We start from the raw sequence: 24,859 nt of genomic DNA, 5'->3' as shown, positions 1-24,859 counted from the left end.
GGTGTATAATAGAATCATAAGTTAGCACTTGAGTGTGTCGAGTGCTAATCGATCAGACAGAGAGGAGTGATGAGGTGGTTACAGAGCGTCAGCAGGATATTCTAAATCTGATTATTGACATCTTTACCAAAACGCACGAACCTGTCGGATCCAAAGCCTTGCAAGAGTCTATTAACTCTAGCAGTGCAACCATTCGTAATGACATGGCGGCTCTAGAAAAGCAAGGTTTGCTTGAGAAGGCTCATACTTCAAGTGGTCGGATGCCAAGTGTTGCTGGTTTTCAGTACTATGTGAAACACTCACTGGATTTTGACCGACTGGCTGAAAATGAGGTTTATGAGATTGTCAAAGCCTTTGATCAGGAATTCTTCAAATTGGAGGATATTCTGCAAGAGGCTGCTAACCTGCTGACAGACTTGAGTGGCTGTACGGTAGTAGCACTGGATGTTGAGCCGAGCAGGCAACGTTTGACAGCCTTTGATATAGTTGTTTTGGGGCAACATACAGCCTTGGCAGTATTTACCCTAGACGAGTCTCGAACGGTTACCAGTCAGTTTCTGATTCCAAGGAACTTTTTGCAGGAGGATTTGCTGAAACTGACGAGCATCATTCAGGAACGTTTCCTCGGCCACACCGTTCTAGATATTCACTACAAGATTCGGACGGAGATTCCGCAGATTATCCAGCGTTACTTTACAACAACGGATAATGTCATCGATCTCTTTGAACACATCTTTAAGGAAATGTTCAACGAAAATATTGTGGTGGCGGGCAAGGTCAATCTCTTGAATTTTGCCAATCTAGCAGCCTATCAGTTTTTTGACCAACCGCAAAAGGTGGCCCTGGAAATTCGTGAGGGGCTGCATGAAGATCAGATGCAAAACGTTCGTGTTGCAGACAGTCAAGAGTCCTGTCTAGCTGACCTAGCGGTGATTAGTAGCAAGTTCCTCATTCCTTATCGGGGAGTTGGAATTCTAGCCATTATTGGTCCAGTCAATCTGGATTACCAACAGCTAATCAACCAAGTCAACGTAGTCAACCGTGTTTTGACTATGAAGTTGACAGATTTTTACCGCTACCTCAGCAGTAATCATTACGAAGTACATTAAGATTGAAATCATTAAAGGAGGCGAAAATGGCCCAAGATATAAAAAATGAAGAAGTAGAAGAAGTCCAAGAAGAGGAAGTTGTGGAAACGGTAGAAGAAACAACTCCTGAGAAGTCTGAATTGGACTTGGCAAATGAACGTGCAGATGAGTTCGAAAACAAATACCTTCGTGCTCATGCAGAAATGCAGAATATCCAACGCCGTGCCAATGAAGAGCGTCAAAACTTGCAACGTTATCGTAGCCAAGACTTGGCAAAAGCGATTTTACCATCGCTCGACAACCTTGAGCGTGCACTCGCAGTTGAAGGTTTGACAGACGACGTCAAAAAAGGATTGGAGATGGTGCAAGAAAGCTTGATTCACGCTTTGAAAGAAGAAGGAATCGAAGAAATCGCAGCTGACGGCGAATTTGACCATAACTACCATATGGCTATCCAAACTCTCCCAGCAGACGATGAACACCCAGCAGATACCATCGCCCAAGTCTTCCAAAAAGGATACAAACTCCATGACCGCATCCTACGCCCAGCAATGGTAGTGGTCTATAACTAGTTTAGAAAACTTGACAAAATTTGTCCGAAACGACAATAAACTATGAAGAAAGATAAGAGGCAAGCCGGAGGCTTGCAAGGAAGATATTTCCCGCCGTGGTGAAAGTTTCAGTAGCTTCTGCTACTGAAACAGGGGATTTTTGAGACAATAGGCTCAAAAATAAGTGATGAAATCCCGAAGGGAGTTGCTCACGTCCCCACCACTTAAGGGAAATATCAAAAATAGAAAATTAACTAACAAGGAGAAAAACACATGTCTAAAATTATCGGTATTGACTTAGGTACAACAAACTCAGCAGTAGCAGTTCTTGAAGGAACTGAAAGCAAAATCATCGCAAACCCAGAAGGAAACCGCACAACTCCATCTGTAGTATCATTCAAAAACGGAGAAATCATCGTTGGTGATGCTGCAAAACGTCAAGCAGTCACAAACCCAGATACAGTTATCTCTATCAAATCTAAGATGGGAACTTCTGAAAAAGTTTCTGCTAATGGAAAAGAATACACTCCACAAGAAATTTCAGCTATGATTCTTCAATACTTGAAAGGCTACGCTGAAGACTACCTTGGTGAAAAAGTAACTAAAGCAGTTATCACAGTTCCTGCTTACTTCAACGACGCTCAACGTCAAGCCACAAAAGACGCTGGTAAAATCGCTGGTCTTGAAGTAGAACGTATCGTCAACGAACCAACTGCAGCAGCTCTTGCTTATGGTTTGGACAAGACTGACAAAGAAGAAAAAATCTTGGTATTTGACCTTGGTGGTGGTACATTCGACGTCTCTATCCTTGAATTGGGTGACGGTGTCTTCGACGTATTGTCAACTGCAGGGGACAACAAACTCGGTGGTGATGACTTTGACCAAAAAATTATCGACCACTTGGTAGCAGAATTCAAGAAAGAAAACGGTATTGACTTGTCTACTGACAAGATGGCAATGCAACGTTTGAAAGATGCAGCTGAAAAAGCTAAGAAAGACCTTTCTGGTGTAACTTCAACTCAAATCAGCTTGCCATTTATCACTGCTGGTGAAGCTGGACCTCTTCACTTGGAAATGACTTTGACTCGTGCAAAATTTGACGATTTGACTCGTGACCTTGTAGAACGTACAAAAGTTCCAGTTCGTCAAGCCCTTTCTGATGCAGGTTTGAGCTTGTCAGAAATCGACGAAGTTATCCTTGTTGGTGGTTCAACTCGTATCCCTGCCGTTGTTGAAGCTGTTAAGGCTGAAACTGGTAAAGAACCAAACAAATCAGTAAACCCTGATGAAGTAGTTGCTATGGGTGCTGCCATCCAAGGTGGTGTGATTACTGGTGATGTTAAAGACGTTGTCCTTCTTGACGTAACACCATTGTCACTTGGTATCGAAACAATGGGTGGAGTATTTACAAAACTTATCGATCGCAACACTACTATTCCAACATCTAAATCACAAGTCTTCTCAACTGCAGCAGACAACCAACCAGCCGTTGATATCCACGTTCTTCAAGGTGAACGCCCAATGGCAGCAGATAACAAGACTCTTGGACGCTTCCAATTGACAGATATTCCAGCTGCACCTCGTGGAATTCCTCAAATCGAAGTAACTTTCGACATCGACAAGAATGGTATCGTGTCTGTTAAGGCCAAAGATCTTGGAACTCAAAAAGAACAAACTATCGTGATCCAATCTAACTCAGGTTTGACTGACGAAGAAATCGACCGCATGATGAAAGATGCAGAAGCAAACGCTGAAGCAGATAAGAAACGTAAAGAAGAAGTTGACCTTCGTAATGAAGTAGACCAAGCAATCTTTGCGACTGAAAAGACTATCAAGGAAACTGAAGGAAAAGGCTTTGATGCAGAACGTGACGCTGCCCAAGCTGCACTTGATGACCTTAAGAAAGCTCAAGAAGATAACAACTTGGACGAAATGAAAGCAAAACTTGAAGCATTGAACGAAAAAGCTCAAGGCCTTGCTGTTAAACTCTATGAACAAGCCGCAGCAGCACAACAAGCTCAAGCAGGAGCAGAAGGCGCACAAGCAACAGGAAACGCAGGCGATGACGTCGTAGACGGAGAGTTTACGGAAAAATAAAATAGTCCAGTGGACTATTTTATCCCGAGCTTGAAAATCAGGTGAGTATAAGAAGAAATCCAGAGGTTGCAACCCAGCCTCTGTTTTTCGGTAAAATAGAGGATGTTGCGTATGAAAAAAGTACTTTGTGTCATTTATCCTAATTTTTCTCTTTATGAGATAACCACTTTAACAAGTACTTTAGCTCTGTCTTTTGATATCACGATTGATTATGTAGCTTCTGAGAATTCGATGGTGGTCTCTGAGGATGGTTTGTCCTGTCAACCGACGAAAACATTGGATCAGATCCGTATAGAAGATTATTCTTGTGTGATTTTGCCAGGAATGGTAAATATAGGTCCTGCTCTACAAGATGAGAGATTGATCTCGTTTTTGAGAAGTCTTAATGAGCAAGATATACTAATTGCAGCCATTTCTTCAGCGCCCCTTTTATTGGCGAAAGCAGGCTTGTTGAACGACACGAAATTTACAGGTGGAATTTGGCAAAACTTCTTTGACTATTTTGAATTTCTTCCACGTGAGAATTTCCAACCGAAAGTTCTTGTCCAAGATAAACAAATCATTACGGCTATCGGTTTTGCACATCAAGAGTTTGCAAGAAAAGTGATTTTCGGTTTAGGGTTGGCAGAGAATACGGACAACTATTTTAAAGAACAGAACGAGTATGCTGAAGAGGATTTGATATTTACTCTATCAGATGAAGAGTTTAATCAAGTGAAGCAGAGTATAGAAAACAGCCTCTAAAGATTTACATGAAAATTATAGAAAGGAACAAAGGTGTTCGTAACTGAACACGGGTTCCCAAATTTCTTACTCAATATAACAGAAAGGAATTGAACCCGACCTAAATTCTCGGAAAAAAGATAAATCTGCCTAGGAGTATCGCTCCAGCGTCAGATTTCCTATTTTTCAGTTGAATTTTACGGTCTTGGTATCTTATATGAACAATACTGAATTTTATGATCGTCTGGGGGTGTCAAAAAACGCTTCGGCAGACGAGATCAAAAAGGCTTATCGTAAGCTTTCGAAAAAATATCACCCAGATATCAATAAGGAGCCTGGTGCTGAGGAAAAGTACAAGGAAGTTCAGGAAGCCTATGAGACTTTGAGTGACGACCAAAAACGTGCTGCTTATGACCAATACGGTGCTGCTGGAGCAAACGGTGGTTTTGGTGGAGCTGGTGGTTTCGGAGGTTTCGATGGGGCAGGAGGCTTCGGTGGTTTTGAAGATATCTTCTCAAGTTTCTTCGGCGGAGGCGGTACTTCGCGCAATCCAAATGCTCCTCGTCAGGGGGATGACCTCCAATACCGTGTGAATTTGACCTTTGAAGAAGCTATTTTTGGAGCTGAAAAAGAGGTTAAGTACAATCGTGAAGCAAGCTGTAGTACATGTAATGGCTCAGGTGCTAAGCCAGGAACAAGTCCAGTCACTTGTGGACGCTGTCATGGCGCTGGTGTCATTAACGTCGATACACAGACTCCACTTGGTATGATGCGTCGCCAAGTAACCTGTGATGTCTGTCACGGTCGCGGAAAAGAAATCAAAGATCCATGTACAACTTGTCACGGAACAGGGCATGAAAAACAAGCCCATAGTGTACATGTCAAAATCCCTGCTGGTGTGGAAACAGGTCAACAAATTCGCCTAGCTGGTCAAGGTGAAGCAGGCTTTAACGGTGGACCTTATGGTGACTTGTATGTAGTGGTTTCTGTGGAAGCCAGCGACAAGTTTGAACGTGAAGGAACGACTATCTTCTACAATCTCAACCTCAACTTTGTCCAAGCAGCTCTTGGTGACACAGTTGATATCCCAACTGTTCACGGTGATGTTGAATTGGTTATCCCAGAGGGAACTCAGACTGGTAAGAAATTCCGTCTACGTGGCAAGGGAGCTCCGAGCCTTCGTGGTGGTGCAATTGGTGACCAATACGTTACAGTTAATGTCGTAACACCGACAGGCTTGAACGACCGCCAAAAAGCAGCCTTGAAAGAATTCGCAGCTGCTGGTGATTTAAAAGTCAATCCAAAGAAAAAGGGATTCTTTGACCATATTAAAGATGCCTTTGAAGGAGAATAAAAGTAAAAAGAGCCGTTGGGCTCTTTTTGTTTACAGATTTTTTAAGACTTTCCTTAAGTAATGACGGACGGTAGCGACCTTCTTTGAAGTTCCATACCTAAACTTTGAGCCTAGGTCTCAAAGTTTCCGAACATCTGAAACCAAACTGTTTCAGATGTTTTCATTACGGCGGAAAGTCTGGGAAAGTATTCGATTTAGTTACGAAACAGTGAATGAGTTGTTTAAATTGTGATGTATGGTTGATGGGGGATAACTTGTTTACATTTTTAAAAAGATCCAATTGGCTCTTTTTACTTATCTTCAATTTCCTGTATTTCTTTTATCACAGCTAGTCTAGTCTGGATATCTTTTTCCAAGACCTTAAACTTGTAAGTCAGGTCTTCTTGATATTCCTTGATGAGTTCTTTTTGCTGGTCAATGATTTGCAGGCTGTTTTGGATAATATCTACATCGTCCTTGATAGCTTGAACGCGGTCAGTGGTATTCAAGACTTCATCAGTGATGGTTTGGCGATTTTTTGTGACCAGATAACTTCCGGCTGCAGCTCCTGCAAATAGTAGTAGGTTGGATAATTTCATGGCAACTCCTTAGGCGTTTTTGATAGTTTCAGCGACTTGAGCGAGTTTGTCAAAGTCTGGTTTGTGGGCGATAAAATCAATCTTGAGGTCATCGTCCGCACTGTAGCGAGGCACGAGGTGAACGTGGGTATGGAAGACTGTTTGCCCTGCGATTTCTTCACAGTTGGCAATGATATTCATACCAGCGGCCTTGGTAGCTTTCATGACTTTTTGAGCCACTTTTGGTACTTGGGCAAAGAGTTGGCTGGCGCTAGTAGCGTCCATTTCCAAGAGATTACGATAGTGTTCTTTTGGCACGACCAAGGTGTGTCCAGGTGTCACTTGAGAGATATCAAGAAAGGCAAGAACCTGCTCATCTTCATATACTTTTGAAGCAGGAATTTCCCCTGCGATGATTTTACAAAAAATGCAATCTGACATAAAATCTACCTCTACTGTATTGAATTTTGATATAATATAGCTACATTATACCAGATTTGGAGAAAATATGTTAGAAATAAAAAACTTGACAGGTGGCTATGTTCATGTCCCTGTCTTGAAAGATGTGTCCTTTACTGTTGAAAGTGGGCAGCTGGTCGGTCTGATTGGTCTCAATGGTGCTGGGAAATCGACGACTATTAATGAGATTATTGGTCTCTTGACACCTTATAGTGGTTCCATCAATATCAATGGCTTGACCCTGCAAGAAGATGCAACGAGCTACCGCAAGCAAATTGGCTACATTCCTGAGACACCTAGCTTGTATGAGGAATTGACCCTCAGAGAGCATATCGAAACGGTGGCTATGGCTTATGGTATTGAGCAAAAAGTGGCTTTTGAGCGAGTAGAACCTTTGTTGAAAATGTTCCGTCTGGACCAGAAATTGGACTGGTTCCCTGTTCATTTTTCCAAAGGTATGAAGCAGAAGGTCATGATTATTTGTGCTTTTGTGGTGGATCCGAGTCTTTTCATCGTGGATGAGCCTTTCCTTGGTCTTGATCCGCTGGCTATTGCGGACTTGATTCAGCTTTTGGAAGTGGAAAAGCAAAAGGGTAAGTCCATTCTCATGAGTACCCACGTGTTGGATTCGGCGGAGAAGATGTGTGATGCCTTTGTTATTCTTCATAGGGGAGAGGTGCGTGCCAAAGGCAATCTCCTGCAACTGCGCGAAGCCTTTGACATGCCTGAGGCTAGTTTGAATGATATTTACTTGGCTCTGACCAAAGAGGAGGAGCTATGAAAGACTTGTTTTTAAAGAGAAAGCAGGCTTTTCGTAAGGAGTGTCTTGGTTATCTGCGCTATGTGCTCAATGACCACTTTGTCTTGTTCCTGCTTGTCTTGTTGGGCTTTCTAGCCTACCAATACAGTCAACTCTTGCAACATTTTCCTGAAAATCATTGGCCTATCCTTTTATTTGTAGGAATTACCTCTGTTTTACTTTTACTTTGGGGAGGAATTGCCACCTATATGGAGGCTCCAGACAAGCTCTTTCTCTTAGTCGGAGAAGAGGAAATCAAACTCCATCTCAAGCGTCAAACTGGCATTTCCCTAGTCTTTTGGCTCTTTGTCCAGACCCTTTTCTTGCTGTTATTTGCGCCCTTATTTTTAGCAATGGGTTATGGCTTACTAGTTTTTCTAGTCTATGCGCTCCTATTGGGTGTAGGGAAATATCTGCTCTTTCGTCAAAAAACTAGCAAATTTTACACTGAAACTGGACTAGACTGGGACTATGTCATTTCCCAAGAAAGCAAGCGTAAGCAAGTCTTGCTTCGTTTCTTTGCCCTCTTTACCCAGGTAAAGGGAATTTCAAACAGCGTCAAGCGTCGTGTCTATCTGGACTTTATCCTAAAGGTTGTTCAAAAGGTGCCTGGAAAGATTTGGCAAAATCTCTATCTGCGTTCTTATCTGCGAAATGGAGACCTCTTTGCGCTTAGTCTCCGTCTGCTCTTACTTTCCTTACTAGCGCAGGTCTTTATCGAGCAAGCTTGGATTGCGACAGCAGTGGTAGTTCTCTTTAACTACCTCTTGCTCTTCCAGTTGCTGGCCCTCTATCATGCCTTTGACTACCAGTATTTGACCCAACTCTTTCCGCTGAACAAGGGGCAAAAAGAAAAAGGCTTGCAGGCGGTAGTCCGAGGATTGACCAGTTTGGTCTTAGTAGTGGAATTAGTTGTTGGGTTGATTACCTTCCAAGAAAAACTAGCCCTTCTAGCCTTACTGGGAGCTGGTTTGGTTTTACTAGTCTTGTACCTACCTTATCAGGTCAAACGTCAGATGCAGGACTAACATTGCCTATATGACACTAAAAAAGAAGTTGAGTTCAGTTTGTCTCAACTTCTTTTATTTTCTACAAGATAATGGTTGGTCCGTAGAGACTCAACTTGGTCTTGACTTGGTCAAAGTGGAAACGGTCATAGGCACGCCAAGCGGCACGAGTAGGAGCATCTGGATCAAGAGCGCTGAGTCCCATGAGAAGACTGGAAGTCTGGTAAAATTTTTCCAGTTCAATCAAGACTCGATTATCCACTGTTTCAGCCTTGGCTAGAAAACCAAGAATAGAGTTTAATTGCTCCTGAAAGCGGACATCGTCAGCGGTTGCCCGTTTGCATGCTTGATAGGCTTTGTTTAAGTCAGTAATCAAAGTCTGAGCTCTTTTGATAGGGTCTGTATCTGTCATGAGAATTCCTCCTCTAATCTAGGTGCTAGTCTTGGTTCTAGCAACTGTGTTTTGATACTGTCAGTTTATCACTTTTATCTCCTTTTTCACCTTCAAATCTTTAATTGTCCTTGAAATTTCCTGAATGGTACTGTTAAGATTTTATGATAAAATAGTTGTAAGATTATCATGCTTATTTGAGGAACAAGCTACCTTTCAGGAGCGTTGAAGGTTTGTTTAGGATTTGGTGGGCTTGTATCATAGTATTTTTGCTATTCTCTTTTTAGGAAGAAATTGAAACAAGGAGAGTAAAAAGATGAGAATATTTGTTTTAGAGGATGATTTTTCCCAACAGACTAGGATTGAAACGACGATTGAGAAACTCTTGAAAGAACATCATATCACTCCCAGTTCTTTTGAAGTTTTTGGTAAGCCAGACCAGCTGTTGGCAGAGGTGCATGAGAAGGGAGCCCATCAGCTATTCTTTTTGGATATTGAGATTCGAAATGAGGAGATGAAGGGGCTGGAAGTGGCTAGAAAAATTCGGGATCGAGATCCTTATGCTCTCATCGTCTTTGTGACGACTCACTCGGAGTTTATGCCTCTATCCTTTCGCTACCAAGTGTCTGCTCTGGACTACATTGATAAGGCCTTGTCAGCAGAGGAGTTTGAATCTCGTATCGAGACAGCCCTTCTCTATGCCAATAGTCAAGATAGTAAAAGTTTGGCGGAAGATTGCTTTTACTTTAAATCAAAATTTGCTCAATTCCAGTATCCCTTTAAAGAGGTTTACTATATCGAAACGTCCCCAAGACCCCATCGTGTTATTCTCTATACCAAGACGGACAGGCTGGAATTTACGGCGAGTTTAGAGGAGGTTCTCAAGCAGGAGCCTCGTCTTTTGCAGTGCCATCGCTCTTTTCTAGTCAATCCAACTAATGTAGTTCGTTTGGATAAGAAAGAAAAACTCCTTTTCTTTCCTAATGGTGGAAGCTGTCTAATCGCGCGTTATAAGGTCAGGGAAGTATCTGAGGCTATCACTAACTTACACTAAGTGAGGTAATGTAATGGAAATAGTTTGGAAGATAGTATATACATTTTTGATAGTTGGATTGGAATTGTTTATATTTTTTAAGGTGGATGGAATTGTTCTAACTCTGGAGAGATTTTTTAAAGCTTTTCTTTTTAAGTTACTTTTAGCAGTCGTTTTTGTAACGATTAACTATATAGTAGGAAATACTTACCTATCTTATTTTACGGAACCCTTGTACGGTATAGGCTTGTCTTTCTTATTGTTAAGAGGGCTTCCTAAAAAACTCCTTTTCTTTTATGGTCTCTTTCCAATGATATTGGTGAATCTCTTTTATAGAGGTATTTCTTATTTTGTGCTTCCATTTTTGGGACAAGAGCAAGTACATGATGATTACTCTTTGATTTGGTTGTGTATAATAATTTTCAATTTCTTCATTTCTCTAGCCTTTTTGAAATGGTTAGACTATGATTTCACTAACTTGAGAAGGGAGATTCTAGATAAAGCTTTTCAAAAGTCCCTTACTAAGATTAACTGGATAATGGGGGCTTACTATTTGGTGATACAAAATCTGTCTTACTTTGAATATGAACAGGGGATTCAATCAAAGACTGTTCGCCATCTCATCCTAGTCTTTTACTTGCTCTTTTTTATGGGAATTATTAAGAAATTGGATACCTATTTGAAGGACAAACTCCATGAGAGATTGGACCAAGAACAGGCCTTGCGCTACAGAGATATGGAGCGATATAGTCGGCATATAGAGGAGCTTTACAAAGAAGTACGGAGCTTTCGTCATGATTATACCAACCTCTTGACCAGCTTACGTCTGGGCATTGAAGAGGAGGATATGGAGCAGATAAAAGAGGTCTACGACTCGGTCTTAAAAGATTCCAGTGAAAAATTGCAGGATAATAAATATGACCTTGGTCGATTGGTGAATATTCGGGACCGTGCCCTCAAAAGTCTTCTGGCAGGGAAATTTTTAAAAGCTAGGAATAAGAAGATTATCTTTAATATCGAAGTTCCAGAGGAGATTCAGGTCGAGGGGATGAGCCTGCTTGATTTTCTAACCATTGTGTCTATCCTTTGTGACAACGCTATTGAAGCCAGTGTAGAAGCTAGTCAACCTCATGTTTCAATTGCTTTTTTAAAAAATGGAGCACAGGAGACCTTTATCATTGAAAACTCCATCAAAGAAGAGAGCATCGATATTTCTGAAATCTTCTTCTTTGGAGCAAGTTCTAAAGGGGAGGAGAGAGGAGTTGGTCTTTATACCGTCATGAAAATTGTGGAAAGTCATCCCAATACCAGTCTAAATACTACCTGCCAAAATCAAGTCTTTCGTCAGGTACTTACTGTGGTACATGCAGAATGATAAAAAATAAGACCGAGAGTTCTTGTTTCTCGGTCTGTATGGTTGAATAGTTAATCAAATTAGTTTTGAGTTACAGTAAATTGCTTGTATGAAATAATTTTCTCTATCATCAACTATCGGGAGAGGTTTCTAACTTTTGAAATCTAATTCTGCTATATCTACTTTTTATTTTTAGTTTTTAATAATCCTATTATAGATAGAGTTATTAAAGTTATAGACATTAAACTGCTAAAAATAAATACTTTTGATGTTAATCCAATAGAAAATAGTAATATTCCATAAAAAATATTGGATATATAATAAATCTTACTCTTCATGATTACTTGCCTCCGAATATAGATTTTTGCCGTATTACAAATGTGACAAGTTTAGTATAGCACTGTTTTTAAAAAAATTTCATCCAAATCTTGAATGGTTATTGAAACATCTTGAATTGAACAAAGAACTTTCTCCTTACCAAAATAACGAATATCATTCATAAACCGAAAAATAATATATGTTATCATTATTTTTTGCTATAATGGTTAATGAGCTTACCATTCTTGTCTTCAATAAAAAATCAGTATTTGAAGAAAACTAGGAAACTAGTTATAGACAGTACTGCTTTACGGCGAGATGGTGTTGCAATAGTTTGAAGAATATTTCTTGGGTTCGAAACAAAATACTATAGTATGTGAGGTATCATAAATGAATAAGAAATCCTTTTTTATCATCTGTTCTACGTTGATCATAGCTTCGAATCTTCTCATGATTTCCGTGGTGAACAAGGGAGAAGAAACAGGGAGCAACCTGTTTGTAATTGCTATAGCCTGTGTTTTGCTACCAGCCTTTTTATATGCAGTTGAAAACAGACTTACTTCGATGGTAAGAGTAGAATCAATACTCCTGATTCAGTTGACAGTTATATCCCTACTCCGTCTTATCAACAGAATAGGGAGTACGCCTGAAATTCTCAACATTATCATTACTCTTCTGGTTTTAGCAGGTGGGACAGCCTGTATCCTTGTTGCAATCATGAGAATCTATCAGAACAGACGAAAGTGAGGGTGAATAGTTTTCGATTTTAGGTCTTTACGTTGTTAAATTCTCCTAGGGCAAGTATGTTTTTCATGCTTGCTTTTAAATTTTTTAACAATTAAAGATGTTTTGATGACCATTCGTGATTTGGATGGAAAATTTTAAAAAATAGTAGTATACTAACCTTATTAAGGTTGTAATAGGACGAAAGTAAAAAGAGGTATTCCTCGTGAATGCAAAAACAATGTTACAATTGGCGATTATGGTTGCTTAAAGGCTTGAACCTGTAAGTAGGGAAGCTGTACTTGGAGGTAATTATGGATTTCAAAAGTTTTCTTATTGGTTTTGTTGTTAGTATGTTTGTTTCTTTTATTACTTCTTTAATTAGGGAAAAATTTTTAAAATCTCCAAAGAAGAATAAAGATAGATCTAATTAGATGAAAAGATTTTTTATCGCTAGTTTAATCTACAGTGGAGTTTCTTTAATATTGTTTCGCCTGTCAAAATGATATGTGATAGCAGGATAAAAAATCTACAAATTAAGTTGGTATCAATACGGTGTAAAGGGCAAGTATGTTTTCCATGCTTGCTTTTTAAATTTTTTACAATTCAAGATGTTTCGATGACCATTTATGATTTCAGTGATCCAAGGTCAAAATGAGTGCTATACTAGCAGTGTAAAGGTTGTAGCTCAACTAAGATAAAGCATACATTTAGGAGGAAATCTTATGAAGAAAAAAATACTTGTCATTTTCATCTTGTATCTAATCATGTCCATCTTTCTGTATCCGCTTAGGGAGAGTGCTTGGTATCATCTATTTTATACCATAGCCTACGTGACTGCATTTATGATTTATTTTGCTTTAATGAAAAAGAAAGGAGCAAAGAAATGAAAACTTTTCTTGCTAAAAAACGGAACATCTTTCTTACAAGATTGTTCCTAGGTCAGTTGCCCTTGCTTGTCTCAACTTATCTATTTCTATCTCGTCAGTTTTTAAATTTTTCATTGGTTTTCCAATTTCTTTTAGTGGTTATTAACTTGGCTTCCATTTTGGTCACTGTTTACCTCACTAGGGAAATGAGGATAAGAGAGTTTGAAGATGATGATTTGGTTAGTCCTAGAACCAATCAACTCATGTATATCGGCTTAACAGGCTTTATGTCTATTATTTGTTTGTATAGAGGGATCACAGCAGGAGAATCCTATCAACAACTAATCGCTTATATTGGCGCTATTCTCTGCCTGCTTATCATGCTTTTGCTCATTTGGGGCTTGAAGTATTATAAAAAGTAGAGGCTAATGCAGTTTTTGCAATTCAAGATGTCTCGATGACAATTTAAGATTTGGATGAAAAACTTTAACAAATAGTGCTATACTGAAATTGTCAAAGTTGCAACGGGTGCTGCTACATTCTGTTAAAAATCGCTCTTGATTGATAAGATGGATTTGCTAGGAAAGGAGTAAATAATTATGGATAAGAAAAAGATAGTTTCGACTATAATATGTATAGTATTTCTTGTAGTGTCAGTGGATAATTTTTTTAGAAACTTAACCCAATTAATGTTCATTTTAAATATTATTGGTTTATTTTGTTTTTCAGTGCTAACATACATTAACATAAAAGAGATACTCTTAAATATACGTAAATGATGATTTGGTTAGTCCTAAAACCAATCAACTCATGTATATCGGTTTGACAGGCTTTATGTCTATTATTTGTTTGTATAGGGGTATCACAGCAGGAGAATTCTATCAACAACTAATTGCCTATATTGGCGCTATTCTCTGCTTGATCATCATACTTCTACTCATTTGGGGCTTGAAGTATTATAAAAAGTAGGGGAAGAGATTTCTTCTTAATATTGGACTAGTCTAGAGTCTGACAAGAGGAGGTCATCATGTATAAACACTTATTTTTCCTAGATTCCAAAACCTTAGACTGGTTGACACCTTATATTCTAGTCTTGGCTTCTGACACCATTGCCTTTAATGTTTTTGTGCTAACCTTTGTATCTGCGGTGGTCTTTAATTCCCTAAATTCCATGCTAGCTTTAATGGCTATCTTCTTAGGGGCTGGCTATGTGGTCGGATTTTGGTTACTCCAATGGTTTGTTTTGGAAAGGCTAGAGCTAAAGGATGACTTGTAGGGAAGTTTGTTTGTTGAGGAGGATAATTTTATAAAGTTTTTTGATAAATTTCATGCTTTGTGCTTTGGATTTTTAGTACTAATAATTGTCATTACAGTTCCTTATACGATTAACCATGGGGATTTTTTTCAAAATGAATCTGAATTGATTCTTGTAAGTCTTCTTGTAACTTCGCTAAGTGTTGCTTATGCTAGAAAGTTTGAAATGATTTCTTTTGGGATGTTAAGCAAGAAACAACTTTTGCTTTTCATTGCAATCTTTCTTCTAAGCGTTCTTGAGACGCTAGTTTATATTCATTTCTTCGCTGTTTCTTCTGGCGCAGGAGTTTAACACTTGGCGGAAGTCAGCAGAGGAATTTCCCTGTCTTTGATTTTGACTTCCTCAGTTTTTGGACCCATCCAGGAGGAACTCATTTTCAGAGGACTTCTTCAAGGTGCCGTTTTTGACAATTCTTGGTTAGGGCTTGTGCTAACTTCCTCTCTCTTTTCTTTCATGCATGGACCTTCTAATGTCCCTTCGTTTATTTTTTATCTACTTGGGGGCTTGTTACTGGGCTTTGCTTATAAAAAGAGCCAAAACCTATGGGTTTCTACTCTAGTTCACATGTTTTACAATGCTTGGCCACTCTTATATTATTTATAAAAATCATGAAAAGGTAAGCAGAAGACGGTGCTTGCCTTTTCTTTCTATAAGGATATCCCAAATCAACCCAGAGGCTTTTCTTTGAGAATCAGGTGTGGAGCGGTTGACGAATAGCCCAAAAACTAGTAGAATAGTAAGGAAACTTTATACGGAGGAAAGAAATGGATTTGGGTGATAATGAGCTAACACTGACTCCCATACCTGGGAAAAGTGGCAAGGCTTATATGGGTAGCTATCCTGATGGAAAGCGTATCTTTGTAAAAATGAACACCTCTCCAATCCTACCTGGTCTAGCTAGAGAACAAATTGCTCCACAATTATTATGGAGTCGCCGTTTGGCAGATGGGCGTGATATGTGTGCTCAAGAGTGGTTGACAGGCAAGATATTGACACCCTATGATATGAATCGTAAGCAAATCGTCAATATTTTAACCCGTCTTCATCGCTCACGTCCGTTGATGACACAGTTGAGTCGTTTGGGATATGCCATGGAAACACCTGTAGATTTACTGCAGTCTTGGCAAGAAACGGCTCCAGATGCTTTGCGTAAAAATCATTTTATCAGTGAAGTGATGGCTGATTTACGTCAGACTATTCCAGGATTTAGAGAGGACCATGCGACCATTGTCCATGGAGATGTACGACATAGTAATTGGATTGAGACAGATAGTGGCTTGATTTATTTGGTGGATTGGGATTCGGTTCGCTTGACCGACCGCATGTTTGATGTGGCCCATATGCTCTGCCATTATATTCCAGAACATCAGTGGAAGGAATGGTTGACCTACTACGGTTACAAGTACAATCAAACGGTATTAAATAAATTGTATTGGTACGGTCAATTGTCTTATTTGAGCCAGATTTCCAAGTATTATATGAACCAAGATTTAGAAAATGTCAATCGGGAGATCCATGGCTTGCGTCACTTCCGAGACAAGTATGGAAAGAGAAGATGAGAGTTAGAAATCGTAAAGGGGCGACAGAATTACTAGAGGCAAATCCCCAGTATGTGGTCCTCAATCCCTTGGAAGCCAAGGGAAAATGGCGGGACTTGTTTGGCAATGACAACCCCATTCATGTGGAAGTTGGAAGTGGAAAGGGAGCCTTTGTTTCAGGTATGGCTAAGCAAAACCCTGACATCAACTATATCGGGATTGATATTCAAAAGTCTGTTTTGAGCTACGCTTTGGACAAGGTGCTTGAAGTTGGAGTACCGAACATTAAGCTCTTGTGGGTAGATGGTTCTGACTTGACTGACTACTTTGAAGACGGTGAGATTGATCGTTTGTATCTGAACTTTTCAGATCCTTGGCCTAAAAAACGCCATGAAAAGCGTCGTTTGACCTACAAGACCTTCTTGGATACCTTCAAACGTATCTTGCCTGAAAATGGAGAAATTCATTTCAAGACGGATAATCGTGGCTTGTTTGAGTACAGTTTAGTGAGCTTTTCTCAGTATGGCATGAAGCTCAATGGTGTCTGGCTTGATTTACATGCCAGTGATTTTGAAGGCAATGTCATGACAGAATACGAGCAAAAATTCTCCAACAAGGGTCAAGTTATCTACCGAGTTGAGGCAGAATTTTAAGAAATAGCCTGAAATCAGGCTGTATAAGTGCTTTTGCTTTACATAAGTTGGCAAACGTGCTATACTAAGAGTAAGAATATGAAAAGAGAGGCGGGGAAATATCTTCGCCTCTTGCTTATGAGGAGGTGGACGCAATCGCAACAATCGTAGAATTAGTCAGAGAAGTTGTAGAACCTGTCATCCAAGCACCTTTCGAACTTGTGGATATCGAGTATGGAAAGATTGGCAGTGACATGATTCTCAGTATTTTTGTAGATAAACCTGAAGGAATTACCTTGAACGACACGGCAGACTTGACAGAAATGATCAGTCCTGTCCTAGATACCATCAAGCCAGATCCCTTCCCAGAACAATATTTCCTAGAAATCACCAGTCCAGGCTTGGAACGTCCTTTGAAAACCAAGGATGCCGTTGCTGGAGCGGTTGGGAAATACATCCATGTCGGGCTCTACCAAGCCATCGATAAGCAAAAGGTCTTTGAAGGAACCTTGGTGGCCTTTGAAGAGGACGAGTTGACCATGGAATATATGGACAAGACGCGTAAGAAAACCGTCCAAATTCCATACAGTTTAGTATCAAAAGCACGTTTAGCAGTTAAATTATAGAAAAAGAAAGGATAGCTTTTGAGAATTCAAAAGCGAAGAAAACATGAGTAAAGAAATGCTAGAGGCCTTCCGCATTTTGGAAGAAGACAAGGGAATCAAAAAAGAAGATATCATCGACGCAGTAGTAGAGTCGCTTCGTTCCGCTTATCGCAGACGCTATGGTCAATCAGACAGTGTAGCTATTGACTTCAACGAAAAAACAGGTGACTTTACAGTTTATACTGTCCGTGAAGTGGTTGATGAAGTATTTGATAGCCGTTTGGAAATCAGCTTGAAAGATGCTCTTGCCATTAATTCAGCCTATGAACTTGGTGATAAAATCAAGTTTGAAGAAGCACCTGCTGAGTTTGGTCGTGTAGCAGCCCAATCTGCCAAACAAACCATCATGGAAAAAATGCGCAAGCAAACACGTGCTATCACTTACAATACTTACAAAGAACATGAGCAAGAAATCATGTCTGGTACAGTAGAGCGTTTTGACAACCGCTTCATCTATGTCAACCTTGGCAGCATCGAAGCCCAATTGTCAAAACAAGACCAAATCCCTGGAGAAGTTTTTGCTTCTCATGATCGTATCGAAGTGTATGTCTACAAGGTTGAAGACAACCCTCGTGGTGTCAACGTCTTTGTTAGCCGTAGCCATCCAGAAATGATCAAACGCTTGATGGAGCAAGAAATTCCAGAAGTTTATGATGGAACTGTTGAAATCATGAGCGTAGCTCGTGAAGCTGGTGACCGTACTAAGGTTGCAGTTCGTAGCCATAATCCAAACGTGGACGCTATCGGTACAATCGTTGGACGCGGTGGTGCTAACATCAAGAAAATCACTAGCAAATTCCACCCAGCTCGTTACGATGCCAAGAGCGACCGTATGGTCCCAATCGAAGAAAATATCGACGTTATCGAGTGGGTAGCAGATCCAGCTGAATTTATCTACAATGCCATCGCTCCTGCTGAGGTTGACCAAGTTATCTTTGATGAAAACGACAGCAAACGTGCCTTGGTGGTCGTTCCTGATAACAAGCTTTCTCTTGCTATCGGTCGTCGTGGACAAAACGTTCGCTTGGCAGCTCACTTGACTGGTTACCGTATCGATATCAAGTCTGCTAGCGAATTTGAAGCCATGGAAGAAGCTGGTTCGGTAGATTTGGGATCAGAAAACGATACTGTAGAAGAATAAAAGCTGCTAGAGGAGGGAAAGATGAAAACGAGAAAAATCCCTTTGCGCAAGTCTGTTGTGTCTAACGAAGTGATTGATAAACGTGATTTGCTCCGCATTGTCAAAAACAAGGAAGGACAAGTCTTTATCGATCCGACAGGCAAGGCCAACGGCCGTGGCGCTTATATCAAGATAGACAATGCAGAAGCCTTAGAGGCGAAAAAGAAGAAGGTCTTTAACCGCAGCTTTAACATGGAAGTGGATGAAAGCTTTTATGACGAGTTGATCGCTTATGTAGATCACAAAGTGAAAAGAAGAGAGTTAGGACTTGAATAAGCAAAAGATAAGTAATCTCTTGGGACTCGCTCAGCGAGCAGGCAGGGTCATCTCGGGTGAAGAATTGGTGGTCAAAGCCATTCAAGACGGCAAGGCCAAGTTGGTCTTTCTAGCCTATGATGCAGGACCCAATCTAACCAAGAAGATTCAAGATAAAAGTCATTATTATCAAGTAGAAATTGTAACCGTGTTTTCAACACTGGAATTAAGCATAGCAGTCGGAAAATCGAGAAAGGTTTTGGCTGTAACAGATGCTGGATTTACAAAGAAAATGAGGTCTCTTATGGAATAGAAGAGGAGGACATGATTTGTCTAAGAAAAGATTGTACGAAATCGCAAAAGAACTTGGAAAAGAAAGTAAAGAAGTTGTAGCGCGTGCAAAAGAGTTGGGCTTGGATGTGAAAAGCCACTCATCAAGTGTGGAAGAAGCTGTCGCTGCAAAAATCGCTGCCAGCTTTAAGTCCGCAGCTGCTCCGAAAGCGGAAGCAAAACCTGCAGCACCAAAAGCAAGTGCAGAAAAGAAAGCCGAAAAATCTGAACCAGCTAAACCAGCTGTAGTTAAGGAAGAGGCAAAACCTGCTGAGCAAGTTGCTCCGAAGACAGAAAAAGTAGCAGCTAAGCCGCAAAGCCGTAATTTCAAGGCTGAGCGTGAAGCCCGTGCCAAAGAGCAGGCAGAACGACGCAAGCAAAATAAGGGCAATAACCGTGACCAACAACAAAACGGAAACCGTCAGAAAAATGACGGCCGTAATGGTGGTAAACCTGGTCAAGGCAACCGCGACAATCGTCGCTTTAATGACCAAGCTAAGAAACAGCAAGGTCAGCAAAATCGTGGAAATGAGCGCCGTCAACAAGAGGACAAACGTCCAAATCAAGCGGCTCCACGTATTGACTTTAAAGCCCGTGCAGCTGCCCTAAAAGCAGAGCAAAATGCAGAATATGCCCGTTCAAGTGAGGAACGTTTCAAGCAGACTCAGGCTGCCAAAGAAGCCTTGGCCCAAGCTAACAAACGCAAGGAGCCAGAGGAAATCTTTGAAGAAGCTGCTAAGTTAGCTGAACAAGCGCAACAAGTTCAAGCAGTGGTTGAAACAGCTCCTGTGAAAAAAGAAGCTGCAGTGGATACACGTCGTAAGAAGCAAGCCCGACCAGACAAAGAACGCGACGATTACGATCGCGAAGAAGATGGTCCTAGAAAACAACAAAAGAATCGAAGTAGTCAAAATCAAGTGAGAAATCAAAAGAATAGTAACTGGAATAACAACAAAAAGAACAAAAAAGGCAATAACAAGAACAACCGTAATCAGACTCCAAAACCTGTTACAGAGCGTAAATTCCATGAATTGCCAACAGAATTTGAATATACAGATGGTATGACCGTTGCGGAAATCGCAAAACGTATCAAACGTGAACCAGCTGAAATCGTTAAGAAACTTTTCATGATGGGTGTCATGGCCACACAAAACCAATCTTTGGATGGAGAAACAATCGAACTCCTTATGGTGGATTACGGTATAGAAGCCAAACAAAAGGTTGAAGTGGATAATGCAGACATCGAACGTTTCTTTGTCGAAGATGGTTATCTCAATGAAGATGAGTTAGTAGAGCGTCCACCAGTTGTAACCATCATGGGACACGTTGACCACGGTAAGACAACCCTTCTAGATACCCTTCGTAACTCTCGTGTTGCGACAGGTGAAGCAGGTGGTATCACTCAGCATATCGGTGCCTACCAAATCGTTGAAAATGGCAAGAAGATTACCTTCCTTGATACACCAGGACACGCGGCCTTTACATCAATGCGTGCGCGTGGTGCTTCTGTTACCGATATTACTATCTTGGTCGTAGCGGCAGATGACGGGGTTATGCCTCAGACTATCGAAGCCATTAACCACTCAAAAGCGGCCAACGTTCCAATCATCGTAGCCATTAACAAGATTGATAAACCAGGTGCTAACCCAGAACGCGTTATCGGTGAATTGGCAGAGCATGGAGTTATGTCAACTGCTTGGGGGGGAGATTCTGAATTTGTTGAAATCTCAGCTAAATTCAACCAAAACATCGAAGAATTGTTGGAAACAGTCCTTCTTGTGGCTGAAATCCAAGAACTCAAAGCAGACCCAACAGTGCGTGCGATCGGTACAGTTATCGAAGCTCGCTTGGATAAAGGAAAAGGTGCGGTCGCAACCCTTCTTGTGCAACAAGGTACCTTGAATGTTCAAGACCCAATCGTTGTCGGAAATACCTTCGGTCGTGTCCGTGCTATGACCAACGACCTTGGTCGTCGTGTTAAGGTAGCAGGTCCATCAACACCAGTGTCAATCACAGGTTTGAACGAAGCGCCAATGGCGGGTGACCACTTTGCTGTCTACGAAGATGAAAAATCTGCGCGTGCGGCTGGTGAAGAACGTGCCAAACGTGCCCTTATGAAACAACGTCAAGCTACCCAACGTGTCAGCCTTGAAAACCTCTTTGATACGCTTAAAGCTGGTGAACTCAAGTCTGTTAACGTTATCATCAAGGCCGACGTACAAGGTTCTGTTGAAGCCCTTTCTGCCTCACTTCAAAAGATTGACGTGGAAGGTGTCAAAGTTACCATCGTTCACTCAGCGGTCGGTGCCATCAACGAATCAGACGTGACCCTTGCTGAAGCTTCAAATGCCTTTATCGTTGGTTTCAACGTACGCCCTACACCACAAGCTCGTCAACAAGCAGAAGCTGACGATGTGGAAATCCGTCTCCACAGCATTATCTATAAGGTTATCGAAGAGATGGAAGAAGCTATGAAAGGGATGCTTGACCCAGAATTCGAAGAAAAAGTTATCGGTGAAGCAGTTATCCGTGAAACCTTCAAGGTATCTAAAGTGGGAACTATCGGTGGATTCATGGTTATCAACGGTAAGGTTACCCGTGACTCTAAAGTCCGTGTTATCCGTGACGGTGTCGTTATCTATGACGGTGAACTTGCAAGCTTGAAACACTACAAAGACGACGTCAAAGAAGTTACAAACGGTCGTGAAGGTGGATTGATGATTGATGGCTACAATGATATCAAGATGGATGATGTGATTGAGGCTTATGTCATGGAAGAAATCAAGAGATAAGATTTTTTGCTCCTTTCTTAGGTGGTGAGGGACGCAAGCAAACCGATGGTTTCATTGCTTATTTTTGAGCCTAGGGTCTCAAAAATCCCCTGTGATGGGACTGATAAATCAGTTCCATCACTTTCACCACGGCGAAAGAAGCAGATGATTTCAAATTGAACTTCGTTCCAATTTGAAATGAAAATCAATAAATTTAAAAATAGCTAGGTCTGCTGGCCTAGCTTTTGGTTCAAAGTAGAGAAAGGAATATCATGGCAAATCATTTCCGTACGGATCGTGTGGGCATGGAAATCAAGCGTGAAGTCAATGAGATTTTGCAAAAGAAAGTCCGTGATCCGCGTGTCCAAGGCGTGACCATCACAGATGTTCAGATGCTGGGTGACTTGTCTGTTGCCAAGGTTTACTACACCATTTTGAGTAACCTTGCTTCAGATAACCAGAAAGCTCAAATCGGGCTTGAAAAAGCAACTGGCACCATCAAACGTGAACTTGGTCGCAATTTGAAATTGTACAAAATCCCAGATTTGACATTCGTCAAAGACGAATCCATCGAATATGGAAATAAGATTGACGAGATGCTACGCAATCTGGATAAGAACTAAGAAGAGGGGCAACCCTCTTTTTTGGTGGGGAAAAAGGCAATAAAGCATGCTGGCGGAATCTTTCTAGACTTAAACATTATTAAAAAGCTTTATTAAATTTAGCTTGTATGATAGTATAGGAATTAGAAAGAGTAAATTTCACAGAAATGGCCAGTAAGACTGGTATCGTTAATATTTTGAAAGTGTAGTTAAACGAGGGAAGATAATATGGGACTCATAAAAACTCTAGCTAAAACTTACGGTAATTACTTTTTGACCGTACAAGGTGTAAAAGTAATGAAAACGATAAAGAAAGATGACAATGTTGTTGTCGGTCTAGGTAAACTTTTTATTGCAGACAAGTTAATGGATACGGCTTGGTGGCTCATAAAGCCAGAGGAGAAAGAATGAAATTTTTCTGGGCAATTCTTGCCATTCTTTTTATCAAACCGATTATTGGGATTATGAAATTCCTGTGGATGTTCATCTCTTTTGCATTCCAATTGCTGTTTTACAAGCTATTATTTAAAATATTGGATTGGCTCTTTAGACTTATTTAGGTCATAATTCAAATCGCCGAGAACTAGCAGGAACTACACTGCTAGTTTTTTAATCTCTTTCCATATGGTATAATATAAGCAGTAAAATCATTTTAGAACATACAATGGAGGTCGTCATGGATAATATCATCGATGTGTCAATTCCTGTTGCAGAAGTGGTGGATAAGCATCCAGAAGTCTTGGAAATCCTAGTGGAGCTTGGATTTAAACCCCTTGCCAATCCCTTGATGCGCAATACAGTTGGTCGTAAAGTATCACTCAAACAGGGTTCTAAGCTGGAAGGAACACCTATGGACAAGATTGTCCAAACACTGGAAGCAAATGGTTACGAAGTGATTGGATTAGACTAATGGCAGATGAACGGATTCATATCCTACGGGATATTTTGTTAGAATTGCACAATGGTGCCTCTCCTGAGTCGGTTCAGGAGCGTTTTGATGCGACCTTTGCGGGTGTCTCAGCCATCGAGATTTCCCTCATGGAGCATGAGCTGATGAACTCAGACTCAGGTGTCACCTTTGAAGATGTCATGGAACTCTGTGATGTCCATGCCAATCTTTTTAAAAATGCTATCAAAGGTGTCGAAGTAGAGGATACTGAGCATCCAGGCCACCCAGTTCGCGTCTTCAAGGATGAAAATTTGGCCCTCCGTGCTGCCTTGATTCGCATTCGGAGATTGTTAGATACCTATGAGTCGATGGAAGACGAGGAAATGCTTGCGGAGATGCGCAAGGGCTTGGTCCGTCAAATGGGCCTTGTAGGTCAATTTGATATTCATTACCAACGTAAAGAAGAACTCTTCTTTCCTATCATGGAGCGCTATGGTCACGATTCCCCCCCTAAGGTCATGTGGGGAGTGGATGACCAGATTAGGGAACTCTTTCAAACAGCTTTAGCGACGGCCAAGTCACTACCTGAAGTGCCGATTTCCACTGTAAAAGAAGATTTTGAAGCCTTTGCGACAGAGTTTGAAAGTATGATTTTCAAGGAAGAGTCCATCCTTCTCATGATTCTCCTTGAGTCCTTTACTCAGGATGACTGGCTTCAGATTGCGGAGGAGAGCGATGCCTATGGCTATGCCATCATCCGTCCGTCTGAGAAATGGGTTCCAGAACGCCAGAGTTTTGTTGAGGAAAAGGGTGCAGAGGAGCCCGTACAACTAGATACGGCAGAAGGTCAAGTTCAGCAAGTTATCGATACGCCAGAAGGACAGTTTACCATTACCTTTACCCCTAAGGAAAAGGAATCAGCTTTGGACCGCCACAGTCAACAGGCTTTTGGGAATGGCTATCTTTCAGTCGAGCAGGCCAACCTCATCCTCAATCACCTCCCTATGGAGATTACCTTTGTCAATAAAGACGATATTTTCCAATATTACAATGACAATACGCCAGCTGATGAGATGATTTTCAAACGGACACCGTCCCAAGTCGGACGGAATGTCGAACTCTGCCATCCGCCTAAGTACTTGGACAAGGTCAAGACTATCATGAAGGGACTTCGTGAGGGGACAAAGGATAAGTATGAAATGTGGTTCAAGTCTGAGTCACGAGGCAAGTTTGTCCACATCACTTACGCAGCAGTGCACGATGAAGACGGAGAATTCCAAGGTGTGCTGGAATACGTTCAGGATATCCAGCCCTACCGAGAGATTGATACGGACTATTTCCGTGGATTAGAATAAGGAG

26 protein-coding genes and 1 pseudogene are annotated in these 24,859 nt (G+C 41.0%); 24 read left to right on the top strand and 3 right to left on the bottom strand.

Features of this window, described 5'->3' with window-relative positions:
- Window positions 1-74 precede the first annotated feature (74 nt).
- The 5 genes from hrcA to dnaJ all read left to right on the top strand — a co-directional run bounded on the left by hrcA (window position 75) and on the right by dnaJ (window position 5,813).
- On the top strand, window positions 75-1,109 hold the full coding sequence (gene hrcA / locus N8M95_RS05390) for a heat-inducible transcriptional repressor HrcA (protein ID WP_261116756.1): 1,035 nt from the start codon (window positions 75-77) through the stop codon (window positions 1,107-1,109).
- A gap of 26 nt (window positions 1,110-1,135) precedes the next feature.
- On the top strand, window positions 1,136-1,660 hold the full coding sequence (grpE, locus tag N8M95_RS05385; RefSeq protein WP_000046038.1) for a nucleotide exchange factor GrpE: 525 nt from the start codon (window positions 1,136-1,138) through the stop codon (window positions 1,658-1,660).
- Between the two features lie 252 nt (window positions 1,661-1,912).
- Entirely contained in the window at window positions 1,913-3,736 is a 1,824-nt protein-coding gene (dnaK, locus tag N8M95_RS05380) for a molecular chaperone DnaK (RefSeq protein ID WP_000034667.1), read from the top strand.
- 111 nt (window positions 3,737-3,847) lie between these two features.
- Window positions 3,848-4,480 (top strand): DJ-1/PfpI family protein, encoded by a 633-nt coding sequence (locus N8M95_RS05375; RefSeq protein ID WP_261116755.1) that lies wholly within the window; start codon window positions 3,848-3,850, stop codon window positions 4,478-4,480.
- A gap of 196 nt (window positions 4,481-4,676) precedes the next feature.
- Window positions 4,677-5,813 carry a molecular chaperone DnaJ gene (gene dnaJ, locus N8M95_RS05370; RefSeq protein ID WP_045606381.1) on the top strand — a complete coding sequence of 379 codons (1,137 nt, stop codon included), beginning with the start codon at window positions 4,677-4,679 and terminating at the stop codon, window positions 5,811-5,813.
- Window positions 5,814-6,103: 290 nt separating this feature from the next.
- Here the strand turns inward: dnaJ and N8M95_RS05365 are convergent, their stop codons facing one another.
- Window positions 6,104-6,391 (bottom strand): hypothetical protein, encoded by a 288-nt coding sequence (locus tag N8M95_RS05365; protein WP_261116754.1) that lies wholly within the window; start codon window positions 6,389-6,391, stop codon window positions 6,104-6,106.
- A gap of 9 nt (window positions 6,392-6,400) precedes the next feature.
- Window positions 6,401-6,811, bottom strand: a complete 411-nt coding sequence (locus N8M95_RS05360; protein WP_261116753.1) for an HIT family protein — start codon at window positions 6,809-6,811, stop codon at window positions 6,401-6,403.
- A gap of 67 nt (window positions 6,812-6,878) precedes the next feature.
- Here N8M95_RS05360 and N8M95_RS05355 point away from each other — a divergent pair, with 67 nt between their 5' ends.
- Both N8M95_RS05355 and N8M95_RS05350 read left to right on the top strand, forming a co-directional pair.
- Window positions 6,879-7,610, top strand: a complete 732-nt coding sequence (locus tag N8M95_RS05355; protein WP_261116752.1) for an ABC transporter ATP-binding protein — start codon at window positions 6,879-6,881, stop codon at window positions 7,608-7,610.
- The gene (locus N8M95_RS05350) at window positions 7,607-8,656 is read left to right on the top strand and encodes an ABC transporter permease (RefSeq protein WP_261116751.1); all 1,050 of its coding nucleotides are present in this window, start codon (window positions 7,607-7,609) and stop codon (window positions 8,654-8,656) included. Before N8M95_RS05355 ends, N8M95_RS05350 begins: the two co-directional genes overlap by 4 nt.
- A 61-nt stretch (window positions 8,657-8,717) precedes the next feature.
- Here the strand turns inward: N8M95_RS05350 and N8M95_RS05345 are convergent, their stop codons facing one another.
- On the bottom strand, window positions 8,718-9,047 hold the full coding sequence (locus N8M95_RS05345; RefSeq protein ID WP_119919866.1) for a helicase BlpT: 330 nt from the start codon (window positions 9,045-9,047) through the stop codon (window positions 8,718-8,720).
- 295 nt (window positions 9,048-9,342) lie between these two features.
- Here N8M95_RS05345 and N8M95_RS05340 point away from each other — a divergent pair, with 295 nt between their 5' ends.
- From N8M95_RS05340 to N8M95_RS05260, 17 genes and pseudogenes are all read left to right on the top strand, one after another.
- Window positions 9,343-10,080, top strand: coding sequence for a response regulator transcription factor (locus N8M95_RS05340; protein ID WP_261116750.1), 738 nt, complete (start codon window positions 9,343-9,345; stop codon window positions 10,078-10,080).
- 13 nt (window positions 10,081-10,093) lie between these two features.
- Window positions 10,094-11,434 (top strand): sensor histidine kinase, encoded by a 1,341-nt coding sequence (locus N8M95_RS05335; protein ID WP_261116749.1) that lies wholly within the window; start codon window positions 10,094-10,096, stop codon window positions 11,432-11,434.
- A gap of 1,334 nt (window positions 11,435-12,768) precedes the next feature.
- A complete protein-coding gene (locus N8M95_RS05330; protein ID WP_049499763.1) occupies window positions 12,769-12,888 on the top strand; it encodes a PncF family bacteriocin immunity protein in 120 nt (39 codons plus the stop codon).
- Between the two features lie 452 nt (window positions 12,889-13,340).
- Window positions 13,341-13,745, top strand: a complete 405-nt coding sequence (locus tag N8M95_RS05325) for a hypothetical protein (RefSeq protein ID WP_049502000.1) — start codon at window positions 13,341-13,343, stop codon at window positions 13,743-13,745.
- Between the two features lie 605 nt (window positions 13,746-14,350).
- Window positions 14,351-14,599, top strand: a complete 249-nt coding sequence (gene blpZ / locus N8M95_RS05320; protein WP_261030283.1) for an immunity protein BlpZ — start codon at window positions 14,351-14,353, stop codon at window positions 14,597-14,599.
- A 30-nt stretch (window positions 14,600-14,629) separates the two neighbouring features.
- Window positions 14,630-15,241: pseudogene (locus tag N8M95_RS05315) on the top strand (lysostaphin resistance A-like protein).
- 161 nt (window positions 15,242-15,402) lie between these two features.
- On the top strand, window positions 15,403-16,197 hold the full coding sequence (ccrZ, locus tag N8M95_RS05310; RefSeq protein ID WP_000362999.1) for a cell cycle regulator CcrZ: 795 nt from the start codon (window positions 15,403-15,405) through the stop codon (window positions 16,195-16,197).
- A complete protein-coding gene (gene trmB, locus N8M95_RS05305; RefSeq protein ID WP_001266094.1) occupies window positions 16,194-16,829 on the top strand; it encodes a tRNA (guanosine(46)-N7)-methyltransferase TrmB in 636 nt (211 codons plus the stop codon). The genes ccrZ and trmB overlap by 4 nt, the downstream gene beginning before the upstream one ends.
- A gap of 125 nt (window positions 16,830-16,954) precedes the next feature.
- Window positions 16,955-17,434 (top strand): ribosome maturation factor RimP, encoded by a 480-nt coding sequence (gene rimP / locus N8M95_RS05300; protein WP_261024202.1) that lies wholly within the window; start codon window positions 16,955-16,957, stop codon window positions 17,432-17,434.
- Window positions 17,435-17,477: 43 nt separating this feature from the next.
- Window positions 17,478-18,614 (top strand): transcription termination factor NusA, encoded by a 1,137-nt coding sequence (nusA, locus tag N8M95_RS05295; RefSeq protein WP_033681345.1) that lies wholly within the window; start codon window positions 17,478-17,480, stop codon window positions 18,612-18,614.
- 21 nt (window positions 18,615-18,635) lie between these two features.
- Complete coding sequence (gene rnpM, locus N8M95_RS05290) at window positions 18,636-18,929, top strand: RNase P modulator RnpM (RefSeq protein WP_084927033.1); 294 nt, start codon at window positions 18,636-18,638, stop codon at window positions 18,927-18,929.
- On the top strand, window positions 18,922-19,221 hold the full coding sequence (locus N8M95_RS05285; protein ID WP_084927034.1) for a YlxQ-related RNA-binding protein: 300 nt from the start codon (window positions 18,922-18,924) through the stop codon (window positions 19,219-19,221). Before rnpM ends, N8M95_RS05285 begins: the two co-directional genes overlap by 8 nt.
- A 16-nt stretch (window positions 19,222-19,237) precedes the next feature.
- Window positions 19,238-22,030 carry a translation initiation factor IF-2 gene (gene infB, locus N8M95_RS05280; RefSeq protein ID WP_261116748.1) on the top strand — a complete coding sequence of 931 codons (2,793 nt, stop codon included), beginning with the start codon at window positions 19,238-19,240 and terminating at the stop codon, window positions 22,028-22,030.
- Between the two features lie 251 nt (window positions 22,031-22,281).
- The gene (gene rbfA / locus N8M95_RS05275) at window positions 22,282-22,632 is read left to right on the top strand and encodes a 30S ribosome-binding factor RbfA (RefSeq protein WP_001273601.1); all 351 of its coding nucleotides are present in this window, start codon (window positions 22,282-22,284) and stop codon (window positions 22,630-22,632) included.
- Window positions 22,633-22,839: 207 nt separating this feature from the next.
- Window positions 22,840-23,022, top strand: a complete 183-nt coding sequence (locus N8M95_RS05270) for a hypothetical protein (protein ID WP_136936947.1) — start codon at window positions 22,840-22,842, stop codon at window positions 23,020-23,022.
- Between the two features lie 265 nt (window positions 23,023-23,287).
- Entirely contained in the window at window positions 23,288-23,521 is a 234-nt protein-coding gene (locus N8M95_RS05265; protein ID WP_136936948.1) for a DUF1858 domain-containing protein, read from the top strand.
- Window positions 23,521-24,855, top strand: coding sequence for a DUF438 domain-containing protein (locus N8M95_RS05260; RefSeq protein WP_136936949.1), 1,335 nt, complete (start codon window positions 23,521-23,523; stop codon window positions 24,853-24,855). The genes N8M95_RS05265 and N8M95_RS05260 overlap by 1 nt, the downstream gene beginning before the upstream one ends.
- Window positions 24,856-24,859: the final 4 nt, after the last annotated feature.

This window comes from Streptococcus mitis, from assembly GCF_946190325.1.
Classification (GTDB): Bacteria; Bacillota; Bacilli; order Lactobacillales; family Streptococcaceae; genus Streptococcus; species Streptococcus mitis_CF.
The sequence above is the reverse complement of the archived record's forward strand: the minus strand, read 5'-3'. Positions and strand labels throughout refer to the sequence as shown.